Annotated in this window: 16 protein-coding genes and 1 rRNA gene; 8 read left to right on the top strand and 9 right to left on the bottom strand. The window is 65.0% G+C overall.

The annotated features are described in order from the left end of the window. Positions 1-88, top strand: a 5S ribosomal RNA gene (rrf, locus tag C7401_RS46305); the annotation flags it as partial. A gap of 372 nt (positions 89-460) precedes the next feature. Here rrf and pdxR read toward each other — a convergent pair. Further along, the gene (gene pdxR, locus C7401_RS35520) at positions 461-1,966 is read right to left on the bottom strand and encodes a MocR-like pyridoxine biosynthesis transcription factor PdxR (RefSeq protein WP_112176725.1); all 1,506 of its coding nucleotides are present in this window, start codon (positions 1,964-1,966) and stop codon (positions 461-463) included. Positions 1,967-2,088: 122 nt separating this feature from the next. Here pdxR and C7401_RS35515 point away from each other — a divergent pair, with 122 nt between their 5' ends. The 5 genes from C7401_RS35515 (at position 2,089) to C7401_RS35495 (ending at position 5,405) form a co-directional block, all read left to right on the top strand. Beyond that, on the top strand, positions 2,089-2,727 hold the full coding sequence (locus C7401_RS35515; RefSeq protein ID WP_112176724.1) for an FMN-binding negative transcriptional regulator: 639 nt from the start codon (positions 2,089-2,091) through the stop codon (positions 2,725-2,727). Positions 2,728-2,765: 38 nt separating this feature from the next. Continuing rightward, positions 2,766-3,116: an antibiotic biosynthesis monooxygenase family protein gene (locus tag C7401_RS35510; RefSeq protein ID WP_112176723.1), complete on the top strand. Its 351-nt coding sequence runs from the start codon at positions 2,766-2,768 to the stop codon at positions 3,114-3,116. 284 nt (positions 3,117-3,400) lie between these two features. Then, positions 3,401-4,471, top strand: coding sequence for an MBL fold metallo-hydrolase (locus C7401_RS35505; protein ID WP_112176722.1), 1,071 nt, complete (start codon positions 3,401-3,403; stop codon positions 4,469-4,471). Between the two features lie 11 nt (positions 4,472-4,482). Beyond that, positions 4,483-4,746, top strand: coding sequence for a hypothetical protein (locus C7401_RS35500; RefSeq protein ID WP_112176721.1), 264 nt, complete (start codon positions 4,483-4,485; stop codon positions 4,744-4,746). A gap of 110 nt (positions 4,747-4,856) precedes the next feature. After that, complete coding sequence (locus tag C7401_RS35495) at positions 4,857-5,405, top strand: J domain-containing protein (protein ID WP_112176720.1); 549 nt, start codon at positions 4,857-4,859, stop codon at positions 5,403-5,405. A gap of 13 nt (positions 5,406-5,418) precedes the next feature. Here the strand turns inward: C7401_RS35495 and C7401_RS35490 are convergent, their stop codons facing one another. From C7401_RS35490 to C7401_RS35465, 6 genes are read right to left on the bottom strand one after another with little or no spacing between them, the layout of a single operon-like run. Next, positions 5,419-6,570: an aromatic ring-hydroxylating oxygenase subunit alpha gene (locus tag C7401_RS35490; RefSeq protein ID WP_112176719.1), complete on the bottom strand. Its 1,152-nt coding sequence runs from the start codon at positions 6,568-6,570 to the stop codon at positions 5,419-5,421. A gap of 53 nt (positions 6,571-6,623) precedes the next feature. After that, the gene (locus C7401_RS35485) at positions 6,624-7,418 is read right to left on the bottom strand and encodes a siderophore ferric iron reductase (RefSeq protein ID WP_112176718.1); all 795 of its coding nucleotides are present in this window, start codon (positions 7,416-7,418) and stop codon (positions 6,624-6,626) included. 2 nt (positions 7,419-7,420) lie between these two features. Next, the gene (locus C7401_RS35480) at positions 7,421-9,325 is read right to left on the bottom strand and encodes an IucA/IucC family protein (protein ID WP_309252015.1); all 1,905 of its coding nucleotides are present in this window, start codon (positions 9,323-9,325) and stop codon (positions 7,421-7,423) included. A gap of 22 nt (positions 9,326-9,347) precedes the next feature. Next, the gene (locus tag C7401_RS35475) at positions 9,348-9,947 is read right to left on the bottom strand and encodes a GNAT family N-acetyltransferase (protein ID WP_112176717.1); all 600 of its coding nucleotides are present in this window, start codon (positions 9,945-9,947) and stop codon (positions 9,348-9,350) included. Beyond that, positions 9,937-11,169 carry an MFS transporter gene (locus C7401_RS35470; protein WP_112176716.1) on the bottom strand — a complete coding sequence of 411 codons (1,233 nt, stop codon included), beginning with the start codon at positions 11,167-11,169 and terminating at the stop codon, positions 9,937-9,939. The genes C7401_RS35475 and C7401_RS35470 overlap by 11 nt, the downstream gene beginning before the upstream one ends. Continuing rightward, positions 11,166-12,521, bottom strand: coding sequence for a lysine N(6)-hydroxylase/L-ornithine N(5)-oxygenase family protein (locus C7401_RS35465; RefSeq protein WP_165842066.1), 1,356 nt, complete (start codon positions 12,519-12,521; stop codon positions 11,166-11,168). Before C7401_RS35465 ends, C7401_RS35470 begins: the two co-directional genes overlap by 4 nt. Before the next feature lie 471 nt (positions 12,522-12,992). Here C7401_RS35465 and C7401_RS35460 point away from each other — a divergent pair, with 471 nt between their 5' ends. Beyond that, the gene (locus C7401_RS35460) at positions 12,993-13,850 is read left to right on the top strand and encodes an AraC family transcriptional regulator (RefSeq protein WP_112176714.1); all 858 of its coding nucleotides are present in this window, start codon (positions 12,993-12,995) and stop codon (positions 13,848-13,850) included. Positions 13,851-14,025: 175 nt separating this feature from the next. Further along, positions 14,026-14,817: an enoyl-CoA hydratase gene (locus C7401_RS35455; protein ID WP_112176713.1), complete on the top strand. Its 792-nt coding sequence runs from the start codon at positions 14,026-14,028 to the stop codon at positions 14,815-14,817. Here the strand turns inward: C7401_RS35455 and C7401_RS35450 are convergent, their stop codons facing one another. Together C7401_RS35450 and C7401_RS35445 are read right to left on the bottom strand one after the other, a co-directional pair. Beyond that, positions 14,818-15,252, bottom strand: coding sequence for a MarR family winged helix-turn-helix transcriptional regulator (locus C7401_RS35450; protein WP_112176712.1), 435 nt, complete (start codon positions 15,250-15,252; stop codon positions 14,818-14,820). Between the two features lie 92 nt (positions 15,253-15,344). Further along, positions 15,345-15,797, bottom strand: a complete 453-nt coding sequence (locus tag C7401_RS35445) for a hypothetical protein (RefSeq protein ID WP_112176711.1) — start codon at positions 15,795-15,797, stop codon at positions 15,345-15,347. Between the last annotated feature and the right edge of the window lie 2 nt (positions 15,798-15,799).

Genomic DNA, 15,799 nt, shown 5'->3' with positions numbered 1-15,799 from the left:
ACCCCTTCCCATCCCGAACAGGACCGTGAAACAACTCCACGCCGATGATAGTGCGGATTGCCCGTGTGAAAGTAGGTAATCGTCAGGCTCCTTATGCAGCAAGTCCAGAACCCCGGTGTCTCCGAAAGAGAACCGGGGTTCTGGCGTTTACGCTTCGGCTACGCGCGTGCGCGAACAACAACGGCATTCACATCACACCGCTACCGATAATTCACGAAGTTGATGATGTCGTTGAGGAACCACGGGAGAATCAACTGCGTATCGGGATAACTGGTCCCGACGGTGAGCCGCGGTGGTTTTGACGCTGCTCCACTGGCCGATCCACCTCCGGCGCCATGCAGCATATAGCTCTGCGATTCGTCTGAATTCGCGGATGTCGATGTCGAGGCGCAGCCCGCGACGAACACGACGAGGACCACTGCGAAGCAAACACGCTTCATGATGCTGAACTCCCACAACGTTAATTTTCCCGTAGCGCGCTATCGGCAATCACCGCTGCAAGACGGTGTGCCGCATCTTTCATCTGCGCGCTGCTAAATCCACCAAAACCCAGAACCAGCCCCGGACGAGCGGTGCCGGGCGCAAACATCGGCGACACCGCGCGCACTGCCACGCCAGCCTCGGCCGCGAGTTGAACGATGCCCTTATCGTCCAGACGGCTCGCCAGCCAGAGCACCAGGTGCATGCCCTGATCGCCGGGCTCGACCCACGCAAGATCGTCGGGTAACAGCGCTTCGAGTGTTTCGATCAAGCCTGACCGGTGTTCCGCATAGACATTGCGAACCTTGCGTATGTGCCGCTCGAGGTGGCCCTCCGCCATGAACGCGGCCAGAACGTGCTGATCGGCGGTGGGTGCATGGCGGTCCATGAGTACCCGCGCGCCGCAGAACGCATCGACGAGATTGCGCGGCACCACGACATAACCGAGCCTCAGCGAAGGAAACAGGATCTTGCTGAAGGTGCCGAGATAAACCACGCGGTCCGGATCCAGTCCCTGAAGCGCGGGAAACGGATAACCCTCGTACCGCAGTTCGCTATCGTAATCGTCTTCGACGACCCAGGCGTTGCTGGCGTGCGCCCACGCGAGCAGGGCCGTGCGCCGCGCCATGCTCAACGGCATGCCCAGCGGGTACTGATGTGACGGCGTGACGAACGCCGCGCGCGCGTGCGGCGCCATACGCATGCCGGCTTCGACGTCGAGACCTTCGGCGTCGACCGGCACGCGCACCATGGCGTCGGGCGAATGCGTGCTCTCCAGTACGGCGGTCACGCCACGGTACGCGGGGTTTTCGACCCACGCCTGATCGCGCGGACCGAGCAGCACCTGGCTCGCGAGAAAGAGGCCCTGTTGAGTCCCGCTCGTCACGATGATCTGCTCCGCCTCGCAGCGCACCGACCGGGATTTGCGCACGTAACCCGCAATCGCCTCGCGCAACGGTAGCGCGCCAAGCGGATCGGCGTAGCCCGTGGGCGCGCCCGCTCCTCGCGCGCGCAAGCGGTTTCCAAGGCGGCGCCAGATGTCGCCCGGCGCGGTCAAGTCCGTGGGCACCGAAATGGCGAACGGCACCGGAGCCAGCGGCCTGAATTCCCGCGCGATCTGCGCGAATGCCTCGGCGCGCTCGGGCAGGCCCGGCGCCGCCCTCTGTGCCACCGACTGCGGCGCCACGCCAGGCGCGTTGGCAGGCGGCGGCTCGGCCAGCGCCTGCGCGACACGCGTCCCTGCGCCGGCTTTCGACTCGAGAAAGCCCTCCGCGACCAATTGCTCGTAGGCCTCGATCACCGTACCGCGCGCGACCTGAAGCGAAGCGGCCAGCGAGCGCGTTGAGGGCAGCGCGTCGCCGGCCCTGATATCGCCTTTGCGCACCGCGTCGCGCAACGCCTGCGCAACCTGGCGGCTCAGATTGCCGGCGGCCCGGTCCAGTGCCCCGAGCGACGGCATTTCAGCGACACGCGCGGTTCTCGCCATGATTCTGGCTCATCAAGAATGCAACAAAGTGGATCTACAGGATAAACCACTTTTCGGTCACACTGGGTCGATAGCCGCTTCATTCGCTCAATTGCGCCAACCGCCACAGCCGAGATATCCGCATGTACGTACCTGCCCATTTCGCCGAAACCCGCAAGGAAGTCCTGTACGCGAGCATTGCCCAACATCCGTTCGGCACCTTGGTCACGCAGGGGAAAAGCGGGCTCGACGCCAATCACATTCCGTTCGAACTCGATGCGGGCGAAGGCGAGCTGGGCGTGCTGCGCGCTCACGTCGCCCGCGCCAATCCCGTCTGGCAGGATGTGGCGAACGGCGACGAAGTGCTCGTGATTTTCCACGCGGGTGACGCCTATATTTCGCCGACCTGGTACCCGAGCAAGCACGAACTGCACAAGCAGGTGCCGACCTGGAACTACAGGGTCGTCCACGCGCACGGACGCATCACGATCCTCGACGACGAACGCTATGTGCGCGGCGTGATCGGCCGCCTCACGCGCACTCACGAAGCCTCGCAGCCCAAGCCCTGGAAGATGGCCGACGCCCCGAAGGATTTCACGGACGCCATGGTCAAGGCGATTGTCGGCGTGCAGGTCGAGATCACGCGTCTCGTCGGCAAGAGCAAGCTCAGCCAGAACAAGGAAGCGCGCGATATTCGCGGGGCGGGCGAGGCGCTGCTCTCAGGCGGCGAGTCGCCGATTGGCGAAGCCATGCTCGCCGCGCTCGCGCGGAAGTCGCAATGACGCGTCGCGCATTGCCTGGAATTCATCAGGGGAACTGAATGTACTCATCGACCTTCATTTTCCGGGCCGGTCAGTATGACGAAGAATTTCATCGCCTCGACCAGCAGATTGCAGAAGCGGCGCGCGTCATTCCGGGCTATCTGGGCGAGGAAACATGGGAAAGCGCGAGCGAAGGCCTGGTCCAGAACGTCTACTACTGGGAGTCGGAAGAGGCGCTGTTGCAACTGATCCGGCATCCCGTTCATGCCGAAGCGAAGGCCAGGCAGGCGCGCTGGCTGGAGGGCTATCGGGTCGTGATCGCCAGGGTCGTGCGCGAGTACGGCGATGGGCGCATTGCGATGCGTAATCAGGACCACCCCGCGGACCACGGCGAGGACCATCCCGCCTGAGCACACGCGTGCCGGCTTCGCGCCGCAACAGCAGGCCCACGGCATGGCAAACGCTCCATCCCTCGATTCTTTACGCACGGCTTTTTCTCCTGCGACGGCGCAAGCCTGCCATCGGTGCGCTCGCGCTGCGCGCAGGGGGCTGCCGCCAGGTTCCCCGCGTTGCGTTCGCTGGCGCACAAACGCGGGTATATTGGGCGGGCATGATTGACCGACGCACCGCTACGCCCGCAGCGCGCCAGAACCCGCGAAGCGCGCGGCGGCTTTCGCTCCTGGAGAGAGCCGCGATGATCTTTCGCCAGCTTTTCGACCCCGTATCGTCGACTTATACCTACTTGCTCGGCGACGCCGAAAGCGGCGAGGCGCTGCTGATCGACCCCGTCTACGAGCATGCGCCGCGCGACCTCGCGCTCTTGCAGGAGCTGGGCCTGCGGCTACAGGCGACGCTCGACACTCACGTGCACGCCGATCATGTGACAGGCGCGTGGCGGCTGCGCGAGCGTTGCGGCAGCCGGATTGCGCTCGCCGGGGTGGTTGGCGCCGAGGGCGTGGATCGCCCGCTGCGGCATGGCGATCGCGTGGCATTCGGCAAACGCCACGTGGACGTGCGCGCCACACCCGGCCACACGAGCGGCTGCCTCACCTATGTGCTCGACGACGAGAGCATGGCCTTCACCGGCGACAGCCTGCTGATACGCGGCTGCGGTCGCACTGATTTTCAGGGCGGCAGCGCGGAGCAGCTTTTCGCCTCCGTGCGCGAGCAGATCCTCACACTGCCCGACGACTGCCTGCTTTACCCGGCGCACGATTATCGCGGCATCACGGTGACGAGCGTGGTCGAGGAGCGGCGTTTCAATCCGCGCCTGGGCGGCGATGTCGATCTCGGCGACTTTGCCGGCTACATGAATAACCTGAATTTGCCGCACCCCAAGCTGATGGCCGTCGCGGTGCCCGCCAACCTGCGCTGCGGCCAGCCCGAAAACGCGGCCCCGATCGAGGCGACGCCCGACTGGGCGCCGCTCACGCTGCGTTTCAGCGGCGTTTGGGAAATCGAGCCCATGGCGTTGCTGGAACATGCGGCCGAAATGCAGATCGTCGATGTGCGCGAGGCGCCCGAGTTCATCGATCGCCTTGGCCACCTGCCCGATGCAAAGCTGGTGCCGCTCTCCGAACTGACGTCGCGCCTCGACGAACTCGATCGCGAGCGGCCGGTCGTGGCGGTCTGCCGCTCGGGCGTGCGCTCGGCCCAGGCCAGCGTGCTGCTGACCAAGGCGGGCTTTGACAAGGTGGCGAATCTCGCGGGCGGCATGCTGCGCTGGAAGGCCGAGGGACTGCCCGTCGCGCCGTGCAGTCCTTGAAGGAGACGAACATGGCAGCCCACGACTTCGCGCAGTTTTCCTGGGACGAGCAGGAGGACGTCAAGGCCGTGCTTGCGAGCCGCGGACGCGAACTCCACGAGTTCACGATCACGGACAACGGCGCGGCGGCCCCCGAAGGCGGCAAAGCGGCGATCAGGACAATTTCCGTAACGCGTATCGCCAACGGCAAGACGGCGACTTACGAAACCGACCACTTCGCTCCGTGGCTCACGGATTTCGACGAGGCCTTGCAGGCCGGCGAGTTTGACGACTGAATGCGACTGGCGGATTCAACGGGTGAAGCCACGAGCCTGCGCCGCCGTGCAACGGCCGTCATAAACCGCGTGCTACGATCGAGCACACTCCACTTCGATCTATGCGAGCCATGGCGACGTTGTACGACCTGCTGAATGTACGCGACGACGCGAGCGACGAGGAAATCAAGCGTGCCTACCGCCGCGCCGCGATGAAAGCGCACCCCGACCGGAATGTGGGGCGCGAAGTGCACGCGCATGTGCAGTTCCAGGAAATCAAGGAAGCGTACGCCATTCTTTCCGACCCCGAACAACGCCGCGTCTACGACGCCGTGTATGCCGAGGAGATCACGCGCCTCGCGCGCGAGCAGGAAGAAGAGGCGCGTGTGCGCGAAGCCGCGCGCGAGGCGGAATATGCGCGCCACGTTGCGCTTGCCATGCGTTTTGCCGAACAGGGGCACAATCGCGACGTGGTGTTCGGCGTGCTGCTCGGCCGCGACTGCGAAGCGCAACTGGCGCGCCGCATTGCCGACGGTGCGATCGCGCTGCATGCGTCGCGCCAGGCGCAGGCCGACACAACCGCGCCGCGCCCATCCGGCGAACCGCAAGCGGAGGCCGAAGCTTCGCATGCGAACATCTTCAGCACGCTCTGGCACGGGATGTTCGGGCTCCACCCCTGATGGCGAGCATGCGTCAATCCAGCGGCGCGGCCAGCGCGCGGCGATACCACGCATGGAAGTGCCGCATGCCGTCCTCCAGCGGCGACTGATACGGCCCGGCGTCGCTCACCCCGCGCCGGTGCAGGCGCAGGCGTCCCGCGTCCATGCGCTCGGCGATCTCGTCGTCTTCGATCATCGTTTCCAGATAGGCGGCGCGCTGCGCCTTGATGAATTCGCGCTCGAACGCCGCAATATCCTCGGGGTAGTGGAACTCCACCACGTTGAGCGTTTCCTGCGGGCCCTTCGGATACAGGGTCGAGACGACCAGCACATGCGGATACAGCTCGATCATCTGCGTGGGGAAATACGCGAGCCAGATCGCGCCGAAATCGGGTGCTTCGCCGCCGCGATAATCGAGCAGCCGATCGTGCCACGCGCGATAAATCTCCGAACCCGGCTGCGCGAGCGCGGCGTGCACGCCCACGCGCTGCATGCTGTATGTGTCGGCGAATTCCCAGTCGAGCGTTTCGCAGGTCACGAACCGTCCGAGCCCTGGGTGAAACGGCGCGACGTGATAGTCCTCCAGATACACCTCGATAAAAGTTTTCCAGTTGTAGCGGCAGGTGTGCGTTTCCACGTGGTCGAGCACGTAGCCCGAAAAGTCGAATTCGGGCCTCGCGAATACGCTCGCCATGTCGCGCGCCGGCTCGCGCGGACCTTCGTAGAGCAGGCCGTGGCAATGGTGTAGCTCGAAGCGTTCGAGATTGCGGCAGGGCTTGTGCTCGAACTCGGGCGCGCCGATCAGCTTGCCGCCGCCATCGTAGGTCCAGCGATGCAGCGGACACACGATGTTGCCGCCCGTCGCGGCGAGATTGCCGCCGTCATGGCCTTCCACGCCGCCCAGCATGAGCGCCTGGCGGTGACGGCACACGTTCGAAAGCAACTGTACGCCACCCGCGCCGCGCACGAGCACGCGGCCGCCTTCGTCCTGCGGCAGCCGCCGCCAGTCGCCGGACTCGGGCACCGACTGCTCGTGGCCCACATACTGCGCCGAGTGCGCGAAAATGCGCGCCATCTCCCGCTCGAACAGCGCCTCGTCGAAATAGGCGCTCGCGGGCAACTGCGATTGCGCTTCGTCCGTGTCCGGCGGCAACGCGAGGTGCGCGAGGTCACTGATATCGTTCATCGATTCATTCCGTCCCGTTCTTCATGCTGTTGCGCGCCGCGCGCGAAGCGTCCTCAGGCTTCGAGCGCGGCGTCGTGTTGCGCCTGGAGGCGTTCGATGCGCTCTTGCCGCGTGAGCCGCGGGCAGGTGCTGCACATCTCGCCGTCGCGGCGGCGAAAGTGGTAGCAGCAAGTCCGGCGATCGAGCGCGAGCGCGCGAGCGCGGTTGGCGCATTCGAATGCGAAGTAACCGCCAAGGCCTTCCAGTCCGAGCGCGCCCAGCCACTGCCGGCCAAGCGACTCGACTTGCGCGTCGCTCCATTCGGGTCGCGCCTTGCGTGCCGCAAGCAACGCGGCGAGCACGACGTCGGCCTGGGTGCCGCGTACGGCGACCGCATTCAGCCGGATCACAGGCGCGAGTTCGTCGTGCATCTGCGCGCAGCACGCGGCAATCTCACGCGCGGCGTGTTCGATCAGCGCGGACGTTTCGCCTTGCAGTGGCGCGTGGTCTCGCAAGCGCACCTCACTGGTCCAGCCGTCGGCAATGGGCTGTTCGATGTTCTGTAGCGAGAGCGCGGCGCCCGAGGCGTGCACGCCAATCACGCTCAAATAAAGCGGCTGCCAGATCAGGATGCCCCAGCAGCGTGACGACCAGTAGGCGCGTCCCGCCTCCGGGTACGCATGCGACCAGTAAGCGAGCAGGGCGTCCAGCGCCGCGCGATTTTCGTCGTCGCCACGCGGCGCGGGTCGCGCATGCACGAACGCCTGCGCGGGTCGCGCAAGCTCGCGCGAGGCCACCTCGCCGCGCAAGCCCGGCACGAGCCGCGCGGCGAGGTGAAGCATGTCTTCGAGCGCGCGGTTCGCCGCCATGCTTATGCCGCGATCGCTTGCGCGCGTACGCCATCGGCCGCAGGCACATCGGGCAATGCGTCGCGCAACACGTCGCGCCTGCCCGCGAGCGGATTCTGGAGATTGCCCGCCATCTTCAGGTTGCCCGCGGGATCGGCGAGATTGACCATTTGCAGGTTGTTGCCCAGTTGCAGGCGATTCAGGCACGAGTGCAGGAACTCGGGCGCGAACAGGTCGTATTCGGCGTATTTCCCCGCGAACTGCGGATGCTCGGCCTGATAGCGGGCGATGCAGCGCGCCACGGCGTTCCAGAACACATCTTCGGTGCAGCAGCCGTGCTCGACGAGAATCTGGTTCATATAGCGGAAGAAGCCGTCGAACACGTCGATGAAGATCGCGAGCAGCTTCACGCGCTCGGGCACATCGACGGCGAGCCGCTTGACGGTCTCCGGCAGTTGCGCGTCCTTGTTCAGGATGGCCGATTCTTCCGCGATGTCCTTCATGATCGCGCGCACCGGCACGTGATTCTCGAGCACGAGAATGAGATTCTCGCCGTGCGGCATGAACACGAGATCGTGCGCGTAGAAGCAATGAACGAGCGGCGCGAGATACGCTTGCATGTAGCGTTCGAGCCATGCCTGCGCGCCGAGCCCCGACGCCTCGATCAACGCGGGCAGCAGCGCCGCGCCATGACGGTCGGTATGCAGCAGCGCGGCCATCGTCATGAGCCGCTGGCCCTCTTGCGCAAGCGCGAGCGGGTTCTCGCGCCATAGCGCGGAAAACATCTTCTTGTAAGGACTGTCCGCTTGCACCGCGGCCTCGTAGTAGCGATTGCGAAAGCCCATCGAAGCCACTTCGCGCAGGATGGTGAAACCCTGGTCGCGCAGATACGGATCGCTTGCGACCATCCCCTTGATGAAGTCGTTGATGGCGGGCGTGCCCGACATGTAGTAAGGCGAAAGTCCACGCATGAAGCCCATGTTGAGGATCGACAGCGAGGTCTTCACATAGCGCTTCGAGCGGTCGGAGAGATTGAAGAACGTGCGGATCGATTGCTGCGGCAGATAGCGGTCGTCGGCGTAGCCGAGGCAAATGATGCGGTTCGTCGCCACGTAGGCCGCAAAAGCGATGGAGAGCTTGTTGAACCACTGCCACGGATGCGCGGGCATCAGGCGATAGTCGTCGAAGTTCGCGCCGCGCGCCTCGACGGTCGTGCGAAAGCGCGCGATGGTCTGTGCGCCGAGTTCTTCTTCCATCAACTGCTCGTAGTCGAGGTCGGCCGCGCTGTGGAAGGCGGCGTTTTCCTTGTGCACGGCCAGCCACACGACCTGGATGGGCGAGCCCGCCTCGGGGGCAAACGCACGATAGTCGCCCGCGTCGAAGCCCAGACGGCCGTTATTGGCAACGAAGCCGGGGTGGCCTTCGCTCATCGCCGTTTCGACGGCCTGGAAATCGGCGTACAGCAGCGCCGGTGTGTCGGGGCCTTCCTTGACGGCCTTATAGGCCGCGCCGTATAGCGTGCTGCTGATCTCGTCGAGGTAGATCGGCAGCATTTCCTCCTTGATGCCAAGGCGCGCCTTCACGTCGAGAATGAAAGCGAGCGCGTCGAGCGGTCGTTGCGTGCCTTGCTCCTCGCACACGATCGTTTCGGCGCGAATGCTCCAGTGGCGCAGCGCGAGCAGGCGTGCTTCGAACGAGTAGACGCGGGTGCCGTCGTCGGATTCCAGCGCGTAACGCGCGTAGTTCTCGCCGGGCGCATCGCCCACGCGGCGAGGCTCGACGATCAGTTCGTGTGCGTATTCGGCAATGGCTTTGCGCACCAGCATGCGATTCGCGTGCCACCATACTTCGGGGGTGAGATGGGCGGCGGCTTCGGCCGGCGTCAACAGGGTGTGTTGCATGGAGGTTTGAGCGTCGACTTGATTCATGACGATGAGTTCCCTGGTGAGGTTAGTTATCCTGCGCAATGGCGGCGTAAAAATCGGCGCGTGTGCAAAACGCAAGCGAAGCGGTTTTCTCGCGGAACGTGACGTCCTTCGCGTAGGTAAAGCCCATCGCGCGATTCAGCGCGTGTATGCGCGTGTTGCGCGAATCGGGTTCGACAACGATGCGCCGCGCGCCGAGCCGCTCGAACAAAAACATCATGAGCGATTCGAAAACGCGCCGCGTATAGCCCGGCGTACGCGTGGTGGCGGGGCCCACGAACAGGTGCATGCCGATGTCGCCTGCACACACGTCGTAGTGCTTGCCCACTTCCTCGTGAACCGGGTCGTAGCTTTCGAACAGGAAGGCAGGTGCGCCGTGCTGCATGCCGAGCCAGGCCTGCGCATGACCGGAATCTTCGATATCCTGATAGAACACGGCCACTTCCCGCACGCTCTTGTCGCGCATGTTCCAGAACGCGGCGCGTTCCTCGATGAACCAGCGGTGCAGCGTGGGCGCGTCGCGCTGCGCGTCGAGCGCACGGATGTGAAAGTCACGGTGCGCGACAAGGCGCGTGGCCGGGGCATGACGCAACGCGATTTCATCGGCGGCGATATCAGTTCGCACGGGCGGTGACTCCTGTTTCGGCAAGGGGGCTGGAAAGCGGCGCGCCTGCGGCGCGGGGGGGCACGAGCAGCCAGAGGCTGGCAAGCGCGGTGACGACGAGTCCTGCCGAGGCGATGAAGAACGGCGCGCGCAACCCGGCTTCGTCGACAATGGCGCCCGCCGCGAACGACGCAAGCAGCACGCCGAGGTTCTGGAAGAAGTTGATGACGCTGTAGTCGGCGGCATACGAAGCGGGCGTGCTGAGCGCGAACATCGTCACGTCGAGCTTCACGACGATCTGGAACAGCGCCCAGCCGAACATCACGCGGCCCACGATGATCCACAACGGCGCTTCCACGCCTTGCAGCAGCATGCCCACGGTGCAGATGAAGAGGTTCGCGAGCATGTGGTCGGGCACGCGCTTGCCAAGCCCGGCGAGGCGCTTGTTCAGGCGCAGCGCAAACAGCGCGACCATGCCGGGAATGGCGAACACGAGTCCCGGCACCAGTTCTCCGGCTGTGTGCGTGACGGCCTGCCAGTACGACGCCATGAACGGACGGATCAGGTAGACGCAGAAGTCGAACGCGAGCATGAGCAGCGCAAGCCGCAGGATCGGCATGCGTTCGCGCAGCCCCCGCTTCGTCATAGGCGCCTCGCCTTCGTTGGCTTCGTCCGCAAAGCGGCAGCGCCGCGCAATGCCATGCGAGCGGATCAACGACAGGCAGATGGCCATCTGCACGAAATCCCCGGCGGCCATGGCGAAGATGCAGTGGTGCGCGTCCCACACCTGCATGACGAAGCCGCCTGCCACTGCACCGGCAATCGCGCCGAAGTGCACCACCACCGAAAGCACGCCGATGGTGTGCGCGTGCGACGCCTTCGGTTCGAGCCGCATCATGTACGGGTACATCAGCAAGTAGCTGCTCTTGCACATGAACATGGCGAGCGAGAGCACCCAGAAAAGCGCCACGGTGGGGGCGAAATAGCTCGCCACGGAGAGCACGCCCGCGGCGCACTGCGTGTACACGAGCAGATGCATGGCGTCGAGGCGCTTCGCGATGCGCGCCCAGAGCGGCAGCGTGAGCATCACGACGATCGAGATGAACGCCACGTAGGCGCCCGCATGCACGGGGCTCGTTACGCCATAGCGCGCCGCGAAGAACTGCGGGTAGAACGGAATCAGAATCGCGTCGCTGACAACGGCGAATGTCGTCATCAGGATGATCGTGCTGCGCAGCCTCATTGCGCCTCCAGCGGAACCTTCACGAACGCGTCCGTGTCGGGCACAGAGAAGTCTTGTAGCGCGATGCGCCGTTCGATCTTGTAGTGCTCCACGCCGGTCAGCTCGCGCAGGATGCACGAGTTGCGATAGCAACTCATGCCAAGGTCCGGGTTCGTGAGGCCATGGCTGTAAAGGCCCGCATTCTGCACGAATATCTCGCCCCCGTTCACGTCGATGGCGTAGTTGCGCGAGAGCCGGTAGCGCCCCTTGTCGTCCCAGCGTATGCGCTCGCGAATGCCGTCGATGAAGCCCGGCACGTTCTGCCCGTAGCCGGTTGCGAAGACCGCGGCTTCGGTGATGTGCGTGTACTGCACGCCTTCGTCGCGTTGCACGAAGTGCAGGTGAAAGCGGTCGTGCGCGCCGTCGTGATGGCAGGCGGTCAGCTCCGAGTTCGTGATGAGCCGCGCGCTATGGCAGCCGCGCCCGCGCCGGTCGTCGAGCAGGTCGTAGATCTGGTTGATGAGCGAGGCATTCACGCCCTTATAGAGGCTGTCCTGCTTCGCGATGATGCTTTCGCGCACGCCGTCGGGCAGGTTGTAGAAGTAGTCGATGTAGTCGGGCGAGATCATTTCCAGCGTGAGCTTGGTGTTCTCCATCTGGAAGAAGCGCGGCGACCGCGTGATCCACGTGAGCGTGTAATCGTGCTCGTCGCTTGCCTTGAGCAGGTCGTGGAAAATCTCGGCGGCGCTCTGGCCGCTGCCGATCACGGCGATCGAGCGCTTTTGCTGTAGCTCGCTCTTGCGCGCGACGTAGTGGGCGCTATGGATGCAGCGCTCGCGCAGCGTGTCGCAGCACGGCGGCAATTGCGGCACGGAACCCACGCCGATCACGAGCCGCGCCGCGCGATGCATGAACGGCTGGCCGGTGCGCACATGGCGGCCGCGCACCACGTAATGCCGCTGCTGCGCGTCGTATTCCACGCTCTCCACGTTCGAGCCGAACGCAATGCTCGAAAGCTGCCTGATCGCCCATTTGCAGTAGCGGTTGTATTCCGCGCGGCTCAAATAGAAGCGCTCGCGAATGTAGTACGCATAGAGCTTGCCCTCCTGCTTGCAGTAGTTGAGAAAGCTGAACTTGCTCTTCGGGTCGGCGAGGCTCACGAGGTCGGCCAGAAACGGGTTTTGCAGCGTGGTGTCGTCGATCAGCATGCCGGGGTGCCAGTCGAAGTCCTCGTTGCGTTCGAGGAACAGCCCGTGCAGATCGCGTATCGGATCGGCCAGGCACGCGAGACTGAGATTGAACGGCCCAAGGCCGATGGCGATGAAGTCGAGCACCGGCGCATGCGCGCCGGATACGACGTTAGTTCTACTCATGATTGAACTTTCACTTGGGGCCGAAAGGACCATGTTGAGATACCTCATCGAAGGATGAAGAAGGCGAGGACGTTCACGAGCCCGTTCGCGCAACCGTTTGCGCGGGCGGGTAGGGATGCGATGCGAATGAGAGTGATTCGCGTTTGATGATCATAGGTAAGTCGCCTGCCGATGGCAAGAGTGAATCGGCGGTCGATGAGGATATCGAACTATCGTGCCTGCCCAATGCGCATAGCACGCGGGCACGGCCCGCTGCGGCAAAGCCCCGCGCGGGCGGGCGGGGCAGGGGATTGGCGGTGCTTGCGAACCGTGTATGGCGCGCGAGCGCTTTGGCGAATTTTCGTGCCAAATCCTCAGACAAGAAACCCTGTGGCGAGCAGGGGATAGATGCGCGGTGACTCAAACGCGCGTGGGCGCTGACGTACACTGCCTGCGGGACATGGCGCAAGACAGCGAGGAGCGAGGCAAGTGATGACGAATGCGACGGTGCGCGACAACCGGCACGATCACTGGCTTGTCGCGCGTCGCGATGCGGAAACGGGCATCGAGGGCCTGCGCGCGCATTTCAGCGGCCACGCCTACGATCCGCACGATCACGACGACATGCTGATCGGCTACACCGAGCAGGGCGTCCAGCGCTTCCAGTGCCATCGCTCGCTGCATACGAGCGTGCCCGGCCGGGCGATCCTGATCGAGCCGGGTGCGCTGCACGACGGCCACGCGCCCGAGCCGGGCGGCTTCACCTATGCGATGTTGTACCTGCCGCAACCGTGGGTCGAGCGCGCGGCGCGCCGCCTCGATCTCGCGGGCCTGGGCGGCGTCGAGTCCGCTTTCGGCAGTACGCTCGTGGACGACCCCGGTCTCGTACATGCCATTCGCCAGGCGTTCCTTGCCATCTACGGCAACGAAGGGCGCCTGGCACGCGACCAGGCGCTCGACCGTCTGCTCGCGCGCCTGGGCGGCCAGTTGCTCGACGCCCCCACGGCGGGCAGCCTTGCCGCGCCGCCCGCTGTCACCCGGGTGCGCGACCTGCTGCACGAACACATGAGCGCGAACATCGGGCTCGACGAACTCGTTGAAATGACCGGCATCGACCGCTTCCGGCTCACGCGCCTGTTCCAGCGCGCGTTCGGCACGTCGCCTCACGCGTACCTGGTGCGCTTGCGTCTGCGCGCGGCGCGCAGGCTGCTGGCGGCGGGCCACACCCCGGCCCAGGTCGCCGCCGAAGTGGGCTTTGCCGACCAAAGCCATCTTGGCCGCTGGTTTCGGCGCGCCTACCGCATGACGCCGGCAACCTACCGGCGCATGTGCACGAACGCTCCGGAGTAACCGGGCGCCAAGTCGCACCTTGCTGATGACCTTGCCGATGTCGCGCCGCGCACGCGGTTCGAGGGTTCCCTCCACTTCGTTTACTTCGCATGCGAATAAATATAAACTTCGCGTGCGAACTGTTTAACGAGGTGGCGTTCCTGTGGAGCGTCGTCCCAATTTTGGAGGCAAGGCAATGACCCAGGAAATCAAGGTGGCGCTTTCGGACGGCGTACTGATCGCAACCCTTTCGCGCCCGGACAAAAAGAACGCGATCACGAACGAGATGTACGGCGCGCTGGCCGACGCCGTGGCGAGGGCGAACGAGGACGACGAAATCCGGGTGCTCCTGATTCAGGCCGAAGGGGACACATTCACGGCCGGCAACGACATCGCCGAATTCGCCGCGCAGGCCACGGGCAACGGACCGGACGAGCGCCATGTGCTGCGCTTTCTGCGTGCTTTGGCCACGGCCACGGTGCCGGTTGTGGCCGCCGTGCAGGGCAAGGCCGTGGGCGTGGGCACAACCATGCTGCTTCACTGCGACTACGTGCTGCTTGCCGAAGACGCGCTACTGATCACGCCGTTCGTGAACCTTGCGCTGGTGCCCGAGGCGGCGTCGAGCTACCTGCTGCCGCTGCGTATCGGCCATGCGAGGGCCTTCGAAATGTTCGCGCTCGGCGACCCCGTTCCCGCCGACGCGGCCGTGACGTGGGGGATGGCGAACAAGATCACCGGCGTGGCGGAACTGCGCACGGAGGCGCGCCGCATTGCCGGGAAACTGGCTGCGCGACCGAATGGATCGCTCACGGCAATGAAGCGGCTGATGCGTGACGCCGAGCGGCTGGTCACGCAGATGGACGACGAAAGCGCCGTGTTCGTGGAGCGGCTGGCAAGCGCGGAGGCGAGGGAAGCCTTTATGGCGTTTGCCCAAAAGCGCCAGCCCGATTTCACGAAGATCGTTCGGCAGTCATCGCGCCCTCGGTGATTATTCGGAGTCCTCGTCGACGGCGGGAAACTTGTCCTGCAAGCTGCCCAGCCAGCGGGCCACGACATCGATTTCAGAAGCCGTGAAGCCCTCCGTGAGCCGCGCGTTCAAGTCGGCGAGGCCCGATTTTGTGCGCTTGAGCGCGGTGCGGCCATCCTTCGTCAGCCACAACCGCGACACGCGCCGGTCGGTCTCGTCGGCATGACGCTCGATGAGGCCCGCGCGCTCGGCACGATCGACCAGGCCGCTCATGCCCGGCGCCTTGAGATCGAGCGCGGCGGCCGCTTCATTCGTCAAGGCCCCGTCGTTCTTCGCCAGAAAAAAGAGCAGGCCGGCCTGCGCGGGCGTGACTCCGCCGGCGGCCGTGCGCGCCTGCGACCATCTGTGCAGGCGCCGCTGGCCGACGTTCAGCAGATAGACGAGCCGATGATCCATTCCCAGTCCCTCGAAACGCGTTCGCGTGCCGCGACGCTCATGAAATAATGATTCGCATGCGAATATTATCATGCGCGCTTCGGGCCGGACCCTCAGTGACGGTGCCCCGGCGGCGGTGCGCGATGATGAGGCGGATTCGGATGATGGCCGCGGTCATGGGCGTCGTGCCCGTCATGCCTGTCGTCGGACAGGTTGCCGCCAAGCGCGGCTCCCGCGCCGCCGCCCAGCGCCGCGCCAACCAGGCCGCCCGCGCTGCCGCCCATGGCGTTGCCCACGGCGGCGCCCGCGCCCCCGCCAACCGCGCCGCCCACCACCGCGCCTGTGCGTTCGTGATGGTTCGACGTGGCGGCCGCGCCAACACCGCCGCCCACCGCGCCGCCCACGATCTCGCCGGTGCCGCCACCCACCGCGCCACCGATCGCCGCGCCCGCTACGCCACCAAGCGCGCCGCCCACGGCGTTATTGAGCCCGCTTGCGAACGCAGGCGTGACGGAAGCCGCCACCATCGCGGCCAGGACCACACCACCCGTTATTTTCTTCCACATGA

The organism is Paraburkholderia unamae (genome assembly GCF_003268775.1).
Lineage (GTDB): Bacteria > Pseudomonadota > Gammaproteobacteria > Burkholderiales > Burkholderiaceae > Paraburkholderia > Paraburkholderia unamae.
Note: the sequence above shows the minus strand (reverse complement) of the source record. Positions and strands in the feature narration are given on the sequence as shown.